Origin of the sequence: Halomonas sp. MCCC 1A13316 (assembly GCF_014931605.1) — a bacterium.
Classification (GTDB): domain Bacteria; phylum Pseudomonadota; class Gammaproteobacteria; order Pseudomonadales; family Halomonadaceae; genus Halomonas.
Genome location: NZ_CP053382.1, coordinates 1,534,435 through 1,546,482, shown reverse-complemented (window position 1 = coordinate 1,546,482; position 12,048 = coordinate 1,534,435). Strand labels below are relative to the sequence as shown.

General features: G+C 61.7%; 8 protein-coding genes. 2 read left to right on the top strand and 6 right to left on the bottom strand.

The features are described from left to right. Positions 1 to 21 precede the first annotated feature (21 nt). On the bottom strand, positions 22 to 1,125 hold the full coding sequence (locus HNO52_RS07220) for an enolase C-terminal domain-like protein (protein ID WP_197568480.1): 1,104 nt from the start codon (positions 1,123 to 1,125) through the stop codon (positions 22 to 24). 27 nt (positions 1,126 to 1,152) lie between these two features. After that, positions 1,153 to 2,949: a thiamine pyrophosphate-requiring protein gene (locus tag HNO52_RS07215; RefSeq protein ID WP_197568479.1), complete on the bottom strand. Its 1,797-nt coding sequence runs from the start codon at positions 2,947 to 2,949 to the stop codon at positions 1,153 to 1,155. A gap of 404 nt (positions 2,950 to 3,353) precedes the next feature. Between HNO52_RS07215 and HNO52_RS07210 the strand changes: the two genes are divergently transcribed. Next, on the top strand, positions 3,354 to 5,180 hold the full coding sequence (locus HNO52_RS07210; RefSeq protein ID WP_232090632.1) for a glycoside hydrolase family 15 protein: 1,827 nt from the start codon (positions 3,354 to 3,356) through the stop codon (positions 5,178 to 5,180). Positions 5,181 to 5,286: 106 nt separating this feature from the next. On the opposite strand, the gene HNO52_RS07205 is transcribed toward HNO52_RS07210, so the two are convergent. The 3 genes from HNO52_RS07205 to HNO52_RS07195 all read right to left on the bottom strand — a co-directional run bounded on the left by HNO52_RS07205 (position 5,287) and on the right by HNO52_RS07195 (position 9,492). Further along, positions 5,287 to 5,712, bottom strand: coding sequence for a DUF3617 domain-containing protein (locus tag HNO52_RS07205; protein WP_197568478.1), 426 nt, complete (start codon positions 5,710 to 5,712; stop codon positions 5,287 to 5,289). Between the two features lie 118 nt (positions 5,713 to 5,830). After that, positions 5,831 to 7,741 carry a putative bifunctional diguanylate cyclase/phosphodiesterase gene (locus HNO52_RS07200; RefSeq protein ID WP_232090631.1) on the bottom strand — a complete coding sequence of 637 codons (1,911 nt, stop codon included), beginning with the start codon at positions 7,739 to 7,741 and terminating at the stop codon, positions 5,831 to 5,833. A gap of 650 nt (positions 7,742 to 8,391) precedes the next feature. Then, the gene (locus tag HNO52_RS07195) at positions 8,392 to 9,492 is read right to left on the bottom strand and encodes a hypothetical protein (RefSeq protein ID WP_197568477.1); all 1,101 of its coding nucleotides are present in this window, start codon (positions 9,490 to 9,492) and stop codon (positions 8,392 to 8,394) included. A gap of 288 nt (positions 9,493 to 9,780) precedes the next feature. Here HNO52_RS07195 and HNO52_RS07190 point away from each other — a divergent pair, with 288 nt between their 5' ends. After that, entirely contained in the window at positions 9,781 to 11,079 is a 1,299-nt protein-coding gene (locus HNO52_RS07190; RefSeq protein WP_197568476.1) for a ferredoxin reductase family protein, read from the top strand. 33 nt (positions 11,080 to 11,112) lie between these two features. On the opposite strand, the gene HNO52_RS07185 is transcribed toward HNO52_RS07190, so the two are convergent. Continuing rightward, positions 11,113 to 11,859 carry an SDR family NAD(P)-dependent oxidoreductase gene (locus tag HNO52_RS07185; RefSeq protein WP_197568475.1) on the bottom strand — a complete coding sequence of 249 codons (747 nt, stop codon included), beginning with the start codon at positions 11,857 to 11,859 and terminating at the stop codon, positions 11,113 to 11,115. Positions 11,860 to 12,048 lie beyond the last annotated feature (189 nt).

Below are 12,048 nucleotides of genomic sequence, written 5' to 3'. Positions count from 1 at the left end.
TGAAGGTAAGAGCCAAAGAGTTCAGCCCAACCGGTAGCGCTCCGCCTCCTTGTGCTTGAACGTCAGCCCCAGCCCGGGCAGCGAGAGGTCCGGTTGCAGGTTTCCCTCGCCATCGGGAACGACGCCCCCCTCGAACAGCATCGCTTCGATCCGTGCGTGATCGTGGAAGTATTCAAGGTGGCGTAGCGGCGTCGTACAGCAGGCGGGATGCAGGTGCAGCGCCGGTGCGGTATGGGAGGAGAGAGGCAGTTGATGGGCCTCGCACAGCGCGGCGACGTCGAGGAAGCCGGTAATGCCGGCGCAGCGCGTCAGGTCGGCCTGCAGCACGTCTACTGCGCCCGCCTCGAGCATGCGCCGGAAATAAGGCAGGTCATAGCCGTACTCGCCTGAGGAAACTTCCATTCCACCAGGCACGCGATCGCGCAGCATGCGCAGACCCGCCAGGTCGTCCGAGCTTACTGGCTCCTCATACCAGCTCACTTCATGGATATTGAAGGCTTCGGCCATGGCCAGTGCCTGCTTGCGGGCATAGGCTCCATTGGCATCGACGTAAAGTTCGGTTGCGGGACCGATCGCCTCGCGCGCCAGGCGGATGCGCTCCAGGTCGCATTCGGGCTGGCGACCGATCTTCATCTTGACCCGTCGAATTCCTGCTTCGACCCAACCGCCCAGTTGCGCCTGAAGCCGCTCGCTGGAGTAGGAGGTAAAACCGCCGCTGCCATACACCGGCACCGACGGGCGCACAGCCCCCAGCAGCCTCGCTAACGGAACGTCGAGCAGGCGCGCCTTGAGATCCCACATCGCCACGTCGATGGCCGCGATCGCCATTGAGCTGATTCCCGGCCGACCGAGATTGCGGATTGCGTCCACCATCTTCAGCCAGCCCCCGCGCACCGCCAGTGCATCATGCCCTTCGACGAGTCCGGCCAGCTTGTCGTGGATCAGCGTGGCGCAGGCCCGGTGCCCGTAGGTATAACCGAGCCCATGCTGGCCGCCGGCACGTAGTTCGACGAGCACCAAGGTGGTGGAGTCCCATTGCAGCGTGCCATCGGACTCCGGCGCATCGGTCGGAATCTCGTAGACCGAGACTTCCAGGGCTTCGATGGGGATGTGTGGTTCCAGCATCGCAGCTCCTCCTCACCCGAGCGAGGCTCAGTGCTTGCGCACCTTGGGTACGAACTCCCGTGCGAATTGCTTGAAGGAGGCCTTGATGGTACCCAACGCATCGGGATCGCCGTGCAACAGCGCCGACATGTAGGCCTGCGCCTGCTCACGCTTGATATGTGGAGGAATGGGCGGAATATCGGGGTCGGTGACAACCTCCAACACTACCGGACGATCGGCTGTCAGGGCGCGATCCCAGGCACCTGCCAGTGCCTCGGACTCGGTGACCTTGATGCCCTTGAGCCCGATCAGCTCGGCATAGTCCGCGTACGGGAAATCGGGGATGTTCTGCGATGCCTCGTACTTCGGATCGCCCTCCATGACGCGCATCTCCCAGGTCACCTGATTGAGGTCCTGGTTATTGAGCACCATGATGACCAGGCGCGGGTCGCTCCAGCGCTGCCAATACTTGGCAATGGTCACCAGTTCGGCGTTGCCGTTCATCTGCATGGCGCCGTCACCAACCATGGCGATGGCGACTCGCTCCGGGTAGGCGAACTTTGCGGCGATGGCGTAGGGCACGCCGTTGCCCATGGTAGCCAACCCTCCGGAGAGAGAGGCCATCATGCCGCGGCGCAGCTTGAGATCGCGCGCATACCAGTTGGCGGCGGAGCCGGAATCGCTGGTCAGAATGCAGTTGTCGGGCAGTTTCGGCGATAGTTCCCAGAACACGCGCTGCGGGTTGACCGGATCGGCATCAGCCATGGCGCGCTCTTCTAGCACTTCCCACCATTGGGCAATGCTTTTCTCGATATGCTCGCGCCAGTCGCGGTCGGTCTTCTGCTTGAGATGAGGCAGAAGCGCCTGCAGCGTGGCAGCACTGTCACCGACCAGATTCACCTCCATGGGGTAGCGCATGCTCACCTGCCCGCCGTCGATATCGATCTGTACGCCGCGCGCCTGTCCCTCCTCGGGCAGAAATTCCGAGTAGGGGAAACCGGAGCCGATCATCAGTAGCGTGTCGCAGTTCGACATCAACTCCCAGCTGGGGTTGGTGCCCAACAACCCGATCGAACCGGTGACGAAAGGCAGGTCATCGGGCAGCGCCGCACGCCCGAGCAGCGCCTTGGCCACCCCGGCGCCCAGCTTCTCCGCGACCTGGATGACCTCGTCGGTGGCGCCCAGCGCCCCGGCACCGACGAGAATGGCCACACGCTCACCCTCGTTGAGCACGGCAGCGGCCTGGCGCAACTCCTCTTCGTGAGGAACCACACGTGGGCGTACATAGCCGACGCCGGAATGCACGGTGCCGTGCGCTCGCGGCGGTGTTTCAACGGCTGGCTGGCTCTGCAGGTCGTTGGGCACGATGACTGCCGTCACGGTTCGCTTCGAGAGCGCTATTCGGACCGCGCGGTCGATCAAGTGGCGGACTTGAGCGGGGCTGGTCGCCATATGCACGAATTCGTGGGCGACATCCTTGAACAGCGAGACGAGATCCACCTCCTGCTGGTACTCGCCACCCATGGCGGCCCGCGCCTGCTGGCCGACGATCGCCACGACGGGTTGATGGTCCTTCTTGGCATCATAAAGCCCGTTGAGCAGGTGGATGGCACCAGGCCCCGAAGTGGCAGTACAGACTCCCACTTCACCGGTGAACTTGGCATGGGCACAGGCCATGAACGCCGCCATCTCCTCATGACGCGTCTGGATGAACTCGAAGCGATCGTCCGCCCGGTTCAAGGCTCCCATGATGCCGTTGCTACCATCGCCCGGGTAGCCGTAGATGCGCTTGACACCCCACTCGCCCAGACGTCTGATGATGAAGTCACCGACTTGTTCGCTCATGCTTGCTCTCCCATAGCTTTCATTCGTGCTCGGATTCGACGCGACCAAGCACCCTCTTTCCATGGAAATCATTAGAGCTATAGTCATCTGTATCAAAATGGTCAATCTGGCTAGGAGCGGCGGTTTCGCTTCGCTTGCTTTCTCCTGCTGATCTAATATTTTCTTTTTCTAGCAGCTAGTTATCGAAAAAATATTATAATTCCTGGTGGAATAACAAAACTACTAGCGCTTTTACCAATGGGAGGCAGAAAGCCAAATGAAAGAGATTAAAAGGCCGTCCTTCTTGCCTTCGCTGATGTAAAGAAAAGCGGATTTTTGTTCTTTTTTGACATCAATGGCTCGACTCGCACCGCTCAAGATGTCGCAGTTCGTAACGACATGGAAGCGCACAGGAGGGAACCGCAGTGAAACAGGCGACACGGAGGATCGAAGATTACGGGTTCATCGGCAACATGCGAACGGCCGCACTCATCGATCGCGATGCCTCGATCAGTTGGCTGTGCCTGCCACGGTTCGATTCGGATGCTTGCTGCGCTGAATTGCTGGGAAATGGTGACAATGGTTATTGGTGTATTCAGCCCTCCGAGACGGTGCTGAACCGTTCGCGCCATTACCGCGGCGAGACGCTGGTGCTCGAGACGCTCTTCGAGACAGAGCACGGTCGCGTTGCAGTCATCGACTTTATGCCGGTTGCCAGCGTGAGCGATAACGAAGTGAATGTCATGCGTGTCGTCGAAGGACGTAGCGGTTGCGTGCCGATGCACTGCCATGCGGCCTTTCGCTTCGGCTATGGCCGTCTGAAACCCTGGCTGAGCCAGGAAAAAGACTGCATTTCCGCCATGGCGGGCCCCGATGGCTTGCGTATGGCAGCCCCCATCGACCTTCAGGCTCAAGGCAGCGACATCGTTGCCTCCTTTGAGGTTCGCGCCGGTGAGCGAGTACCGTTCGTGTTGACCTGGTATCCCTCTTTTCGCAGCGTCCCGCGCCACCGGGATGCGCTGCGCTCTCTCGAAGACACCGAAGGTTGGTGGCGCGAATGGAGCTCACGCTGTCAGGTTGCCGACCGCTATCGCGAGCCGGTGGTGAGATCCTTGATCACGCTCAAGGCGCTCACCCACATCGAAACCGGCGGCATGGTGGGGGCCCCGACCACGTCCCTGCCCGAGCAGCCCGGTGCCGGCCTAAACTGGGACTATCGCTACACTTGGCTGCGTGATGCCACGTTCACGCTCTACGCCTTGCTCTCCTCGGGCTACAGGGACGAGGCTTACGCCTGGCGTGAGTGGTTGCTGCGCGCGGTAGCCGGCGACCCCGGCAAGTTGCAGCCACTGTACGGTCTGGCCGGAGAGCGGCGACTCTACGAGCACGAAATCGATTGGCTGGAGGGCTTTAACGGCTGCTGGCCGGTACGCACTGGCAACGATGCCTTCCGACAAAACCAGCTCGACGTCTATGGCGAGGTGATGGACGGTCTACACCTCGGTCGCATTCACCAGATCGAGCCTTCCTGCGACATGTGGGACATCCAGTGCAACATGATCGATTTTCTCGAGCAGCACTGGTGTGAAAAGGGGGCCGGCCTGTGGGAGAGCCGCGAACCCGCCCGTCACTACACCCACTCCAAGGTCATGGCCTGGGTCGCAGTGGATCGGATCATCAAAGGCGCCGAGCACTTTGGCCTCCCTGGCGACGTCCAGCGCTGGCGGGCGCTGCGTCAGCGCATCCATGACGACGTCTGCACCCACGGCTTCAACCGCGAGCGCAACAGTTTCGTTCAGTACTATGGTGCAGATGCGTTGGACGCCTCGCTGCTGTTGCTGCCACAGGTCGGCTTTCTTCCCATCGAGGATCCACGCATTCTCGGCACCATCGAAGCCATACGAGCCGAGCTGGTGCATGACGGTTTCGTCTACCGCTATTCTAACGGCGATGAGGATCGCCACCTGACGGAAGGGGAAGGCGCCTTCCTGGTCTGCAGCTTCTGGCTGGTGGATACGCTGGAACTGCTCGGTCGGCACGACGAGGCGCGCGACCTTTTCGACAAACTGCTCAGCGTGCGTAACGACCTCGGCCTTCTCGCCGAGGAGTATCACCCCATCGCACGCTGCCAGCTGGGCAATTTTCCGCAGGCTTTCTCCCACGTCGGGCTGATCAACAGCGCACATAACCTCAGCAAGGACACGCCGGGCCACAAGGGGCCGGCAGAGGAGCGCAGCGACGAAGGCGGTTGACGCGAAGCGGCGAGGTAGTACGACAATAATGTGCAGAGTACGACATCTCACGACGCAAGCCACCTACAAGGGGCAGCTTGCGTCATGGCTGACAACGTCAGGACTCTCAGCAATCGCCGAGACGCTCGCCCTCGATAGTGGTTTCCAGTTGCATCTGCCCCATCGGCGATTCGGTATCGATGTTCACATTGCCCTCGACGCGCTCACCCAGGAAATCCATGCGTCCATCGATATTGGCTTCGCCACCCTCGGCACGACAGACCATCTTGTAGTCGACACCATCCGCCGAGACATTGTGCTCGAGCAGCTCACAGCCTTCCTCCACTTCGAGGAACTGGAAATCTGCGTCGTCCAGATCGCCCTGGACGATACACTCCTGATAGCTGTCGGTCTGGTCGGGAATCGGCACATCGCCCTTGACGGACGTGGTACTGGAAAACTGCCACTGACCCGGCACGATGTTGGGCGACTCGGCCAGAGCCGTGAGCGGAAGGATCAGCACGGCGGCGGCAAGCAAAGGACGAAATGACATGAAAAGCTCCGTTGTGGTGGTAGGCAGGACAGAGAAGCGAGCTTCTCGGCGACATGACACGCTCAGCTTACCCCAGCGACGGCAGGAAAAGGAGGAAGCTGCATGAAGCCGTGCTTCATCAGGAGGAAATGGTGCAAGCCTGCTCGGACAACTCCAGCTCTTCCAAGGCCAGCGGACGGCCGAACAGATAGCCCTGAAAGGCCTCGCAACCATGTTCCAGCAGCCAGCGGTGCTGCGCCTCCGTCTCGACTCCCTCGGCGGTGACCGCGAGCCCCAGACTGTTCGCTAAAGTGATCGTTGTCGTGACGATGGCGGCATCAACCGGGTCGTCGAGCACGCCATCGATGAACGACTTGTCGATCTTGAGTTCATCCAGGGGGAGCCGCTTCAGGTAGTTCAGCGATGAGTAGCCGGTACCGAAGTCGTCCAGGGAAAAACGTATACCGAGCTTGCTCAGGCGCAGCATGATGTTGCGCACCCGCTCCGGCTCCTCCATCAGCAGGCTCTCGGTGACTTCCAGCACCAGCCGGGCAGGGTTGGCGCCCGTTCCTTCCAAGGTATGCTGAACGCGAGCAACGAAGTCGGGCTGGTGGAACTGCACCGAGCTGACGTTGACGGCGATCGTCAGCCCCTCCTTGCCGCTCTCCTTTGCCCATGCGGCCAGTTGGCGGCAAGCGGTCTCGAGCACCCAGTAGCCGACCGGCAGTATCAGCCGGTTCTTCTCGGCAAGCGGAATGAAAAGCGCCGGGGGTACCAAACCACGCCGTGGGTGTTCCCAGCGAATCAAGGCCTCGACGCCCGTTATCTTCGCATGATCATCCACCTGGATCTGATAGTGCAGGCGCAGCTCGTTACGTGCCAGCGCCTGGTGCAGGTCGGCCTCGAGATGTACCCGCTCCATCACATCGGCCTGCATGTCGGCATTGAAGAAGCGCAGGGTGTTGCCACCCGCGGCCTTGGCCTGCTGCAGGGCGATATCCGCCTGTCGCATGGCACTGTCGACGTTCGCCTGGCCGTTGGCGAACAAGGAAATACCGATACTCGCCGAAATGGGCAGGGTCAGCGCCTGGTCGTCGTCGGTCTGGGCGCTCATGATCTGTCCCAGCAACTTCTCGGCCACGCGCTCGGCGGCATGGGCGGCCTGCTCCACCTCGAGGCCGAGGTCATGGATCATCAGCACGAACTCATCGGCTCCCAGCCGCGCCAGAGTATCGCTCTCACGCACGACCTCTGTCAGTTTCTGCGCCACCTGGCGTAGAAAACGGTCGCCCCGCTGTAGCCCCTGGGTTTCATTGACGACCTTGAAATCATCCAGGTCGATGAACAGCAAAGCCGCATAACGCTCGGTTCGCCGAGTGCCCTTGACCACCATCTCCAGGCGGTCGAGCAGCAGGCGGCGATTAGGCAATCCCGTCAGGGAATCGTAGAACGTCAGCCGATGCTTGCTTTCCTGGATATCGCGGTATTCGGTAACGTCGGTAGAGAAGCCGCAAAGCGCACGAATCGTTCCATCGGCTCTGCGCAACGGCAGCTTGATCGACAGAATGGTGAAGACGGTTTCGTCCTGTGCCTTCACGTACCCCTCTTCCACCACGACTTTCTCGCCCTGCTCCAGGACTCGCCGGTCATTGAAGCGCAGCTCTGCTGCCGTGACCGAATCGAAGATGTCACTGTCGGTCTTGCCCAGGACTGCCTCGGCCGGCAGGCCCACGATCTCGCTGCCCTTGCGGTTGACATACTGGTAGCGAAAGTCGCTCGATTTGACGTAGATACAGGCGTCGACGCTGTCGAGGATGGTCGTCAGCTCTTCATGGCTGGCCCGCAGCCTTTCGACTTCACTCAACAGCCGGCGTCTATAGGCCAGTCCCGCCAGAACCAGAACCGACACCACGACCAGCAACATCACGCCCCAGCCGGCAGCAGGCATGGCGGCGGCTCCAGCGGAGGCGGACGCAGCCGACGGCAGGCCGGCCCATAGCCCGGCGAATATAGAACGACGAGCCTTGACCAGCCAGTCAGATTTGGACATCCCGTCACCCATTGAAGGATACGCTTATCTATAGCAGACAATTCTAAACCAATTGACCATGTGCAACCGGCTATGCCAGCGCTGTCACTGATCGTTGTTCCTCTGCTCTATCGGCGCCGCCCCTTCGTTCCCATGGCAGCCGACCTTCCATCATCGCCTCAGTTGTAACGAAGCAAAAGCAAAGAATTCGCCCTTATATGGCGGCTTTTCCAGGCTTGAAGGACAGACGGTGAGTCGATGGCTGTGATTCAGGAAGGGTCGCGCAAAAGGAGGGACACAAAACAAGAGCCCGGCCTTGCGGCCGGGCCAACCTTTGCTTCCTTGCTTCTCTCCCGGTCATCCTGACCGGGCATCCTTGGGTCATTGAGTCGTCCTGACTCGGCTTCCTTGCGGAGCTTCCCTGCTCTTGCTTACTAGCATGGCAGTAGTGCAGCAAAATGCAGTTAACGTGGGATATGCGCCGTTGTAAGAAATCACTGACAAGCGGTGTAGTAAAATCGCTTACGACCGTAGCATGAGCTTGGTTAATACTTTTCATTCGTGCAGTGCGCGAATCGCTGCCCTACCCGGCGGCCAGACCGCCAGCCACCTGCATCAAGTGCCCCGTGAGAAGATATGCTGACTCGTGACACAGCCATCCTGCTTGTCAGTCATTTCCGCCGACGTGATGGCACTTCCACCTCGATGCGCTCTGCCAGGTTAACGAGACTGTCGTGAAGCAGTTGCAGCATGTAGCCGGGGTTGTGAGCGAAAGCGCCGGGGTCCTTCTTTGCGAACTGATAATTGTAGGCCGCCTTCAACAGGCGCGGCGTCCAGCTCTGGTAGCGGTTGGGGAAAATGGCTTCGTCGGGACTGATGCTGCCGTCGCCATCGGTGTCGGCGAAGAAATAGGGGAAGGTATCGGCGGCGTAGCCGACCGGCCTCCCTGTCACCTCTTCGGCGTAGAGGACGATTGCCTCGCCGAGACGGGTTCGCAACGTCTCGATTTCACCGAGAACGCCTTCGGCTGTATCCCCGTCGCCATCGAAGTCGCCGTGGCGGGTGCGAATCGCGGTGATATCCTCGACACCGCGATGACAGGTCAGGCACGTCTCGGTCGCTACCTCCGTGCTGTGCGGTTGATGGCAGGAAGTGCAAGTGCTTGCGCTCGGCACGTGGTCGAAGCGCCCGAGATAGTCGCGTCCGGCATACTGGTAGCCACCGCGAACATGCGCGCCGTGCATCGTCGCCGCTGCGACCGCGTAATGGACGTTGATGAATCCCAACTCGGAAACGACAGCATCCTCGTCGAGGCCCTCGACCTGCGCAGCGACCGTGTCGGTGGACGCCCGGCCCTGATGACAAACCGTGCAGACCGCCGACTCGCCCAGCGCCGCAACGCTGACGCCCGACGGAAACGTTACCTCGTCGAGCTCATGCGCGGCAGTCGTATGGCAGGAGGCACATCCGATCGGAGCATTGATCGCCGCCGGGGCATCGACGACCCCCGCTGCGCTGCCGTCTGCACCCAGGTAATCGACGAAGCCCGGCTCGGAGTGGCAAGCCGCGCAGCCAGTCGGAACCTCACCCTCTGCGTTCCAGTGCGTGAATGAAGGTGACCGATAGTCACCGTGCGGAGCCGCGAGCCACGCCTCGACGATCGCAGCGAGTTGTGCATCATCATCCTGCGCCAAGGCAGCGGGTGCCACGGTAGCAGATGTCAGGGCGAGAGTCGCAACGACCGCGATGCAGTGGATACCTTGGCTGAACATAGGTCGATCTCCCCTACTGCGCCGAATGATCCCCGCCATGGGCACCTGCGCCCCGTGCTGCCCTGGCTTGGTCTATCTTCGAGCTTAGGTGACGGAACGATACAAGGAAACACAATGACGAGCTCCGACGATAGCAGCATCCGCAGCGCCGACCGTAAAGCGAGTCAACTGCCGGGCACCACGCTCGCCGCGCTCTATCTCGGCATCGTTCTGCTGCCACTCGTAGTAGCCCTGTTCGGCCGCGCCGCACCGGCCGATCCGTGGGAGCGCACGGCGGCGGCACTCGGCATGATCGCTGTCATCGCGATGGCGATACAGTTCGTGACCTCGGGCCGCTTCAATAGCGTCTCGCGCCATCTCGGCATCGACAGGATCATGGCCTTCCACAAGGTCGCGGCGTGGTGGGTGCTGTTAGCGGTGCTCCTACATCCTCTGCTCTATGTGCTGCCAACGTGGTTTGAGTCACCGGCGCTGGCGCGAGAGCGGCTCGAGTTCTACCTGACCTCGCCGCACTACCGCAGCGGCGTCTTCGCCTGGGTCGCCTTCGCACTATTGCTCGTCACCTCACTGCTGCGCGAGCGGCTGCCGTGGCGCTACGAAACCTGGCGGGCCACGCATCTGCCACTCGGTGTCGTGGCGGTGATGGGCAGCGTGCATCACGCCCTCGCGACAGGCCGATTTACTGCTGCGTCGCCGCTGCCACCCTTCTGGCTCACGACAGGCGCTGCCGTTGCGGTGGTGGTCGGGGTGCTCTATGGCTGGCGCTGGTTCAGGCTGCATAGGTATCCGTGGAAGCTCGCCAGCGTCTCGCGCGTGGCCGACCGGATGTGGGAGCTGCACGTCGAGCCCACTCCCCGCACGCCATCCCTGGCCTACCGCGCCGGCCAGTTCGTCTGGCTTACCGTGGGAAGGCGACGGTTTCCTCTCTTTGACCATCCCTTCTCGCTCTCCAACAGCCCCCGCGATCCCGGGGTCAAGCTGATCATCAAGGAGGCGGGGGATTTCACGAGCACCTTGGGCGCGCTCGCGCCCGGCACACCACTCGGGCTCGACGGCCCCTACGGAGAGTTCGTGCTGGAGGGCCACGATGCCGAGGCCGTGATACTGATCGCGGGCGGCGTCGGCATCGCGCCGATCCTGGGTCTACTGCGCGACATGGTGGCGCGGGGCGAGCGACGTCCCGTTCGGCTCGCCTACGCTGTGGGCGCCCCCGCGAATTTCGCCTGCCTCGGCGAAATCGAGGCGGCACGCGCGCGTCTCGACCTACGCGTGCACCTGCTTTCCGAAACCTCTGGCCCCGACTACCGTGGCGAGATCGGCCTGCTCGACCGGGATCGGCTACACACACTCCTCGAGGGGCTCGATCCGGCACGGTCTGTAGTGCTCATGTGCGGCCCCGGCGGGATGGTCACGGCGGTCTCGGATGCGCTTCTCGACCTCGGCATGCCAATGCATCGCATCCTCTATGAGCGCTTCGACTACTCCACCGGACCATCGCGCCAGGATCGCCACCGCACCCGCCGCTTAGCCGCCATCGGTGGCGGCCTGGCAGTGGGGGTCGCACTGTTCGCGCTGGCCAGCAGCTGAGCGCACAAACAGAGCAACGTGCGACGTAGCGCCTCAGGACTTGCCGGCAGTAAAGCCGCCATCGACCATCAGGTGCGTCCCGGTAACGAAGCTGGCCTCGTCGCTGGCCAGGAACAGGAAGGCGTTGGCGACCTCTTCCGGGCGGCCCAGGCGGCCGATGGGGTGCAGTCTTATCAGCCCCTGCAGCAAGTCGTCATCCAGGGCCTCGAGCAGCGGAGTGTCGATATAGCCCGGACCAATGGCGTTGACTCGTACGCCCTTCGGCGCCGCCTCGATAGCGAGCGTCCGGGTCATGTTAACCACCCCGCCCTTGGCGGCGGTATAGGCGGCGGCCTGAGACTGGCCGAAAATGCCGAGGATAGAGGCGCAGTTGACGATGCTGCCGCCACCCTGGCCGTACATCACCCGCAAAGCGGCCCGGGCCACGCGGAAGACCCCATTGAGATTTATGTCGATGATCCTGAGGTACTCTTCGTCGGTCACCTCATCGGAGGGGCAGATGCCGCCGATGCCAGCATTGTTAAATACGGCCTCGACGCTTCCGAGCTCGGCGACACTGTCCGCGAACAGGCGGTCGACCTGAGCGGTGTCGGTGACATCGCACGCCTTGAACAGGCAGCGGCTGTCATACAGGTCACCGAGCCGGGCGGCCTGAACCTGGCCATTACTGCCCTCGAGATCGGCGATGACCACGCTGGCACCCTCCTGCAAGCAGCGCTTCACGCTGGCCAGGCCGATACCGCTGGCCCCTCCTGTGACGATGACATTCTTGCCCTTCATGCGCATGTTCTTTCCCCTGTCGATACTCTTTTTAGCACGACGAACGGCCGCACCGGTGTGGCCAGTGTAGCCAATCACCTTGTCGCGAGAACCATGCTCAGCTCCAGCTTCCGGCACATTCTCATCATGTCTTGATCCGCATCAACTCGGCCCAGCGGGTGGCTTAGTGCAAGGTGCACCGCTCAGCAC

Excerpts from the sequence above, each read along its gene's own strand:
- HNO52_RS07220 (WP_197568480.1), bottom strand. The coding sequence starts at position 1,125 with ATGCTGGAACCACACATCCCCATCGAAGCCCTGGAAGTCTCGGTCTAC.
- HNO52_RS07215 (WP_197568479.1), bottom strand. The coding sequence starts at position 2,949 with ATGAGCGAACAAGTCGGTGACTTCATCATCAGACGTCTGGGCGAGTGG.
- HNO52_RS07205 (WP_197568478.1), bottom strand. The coding sequence starts at position 5,712 with ATGTCATTTCGTCCTTTGCTTGCCGCCGCCGTGCTGATCCTTCCGCTC.
- HNO52_RS07200 (WP_232090631.1), bottom strand. The coding sequence starts at position 7,741 with ATGTCCAAATCTGACTGGCTGGTCAAGGCTCGTCGTTCTATATTCGCC.
- HNO52_RS07195 (WP_197568477.1), bottom strand. The coding sequence starts at position 9,492 with ATGTTCAGCCAAGGTATCCACTGCATCGCGGTCGTTGCGACTCTCGCC.
- HNO52_RS07190 (WP_197568476.1), top strand. The coding sequence starts at position 9,781 with ATGATCGCTGTCATCGCGATGGCGATACAGTTCGTGACCTCGGGCCGC.
- HNO52_RS07185 (WP_197568475.1), bottom strand. The coding sequence starts at position 11,859 with ATGAAGGGCAAGAATGTCATCGTCACAGGAGGGGCCAGCGGTATCGGC.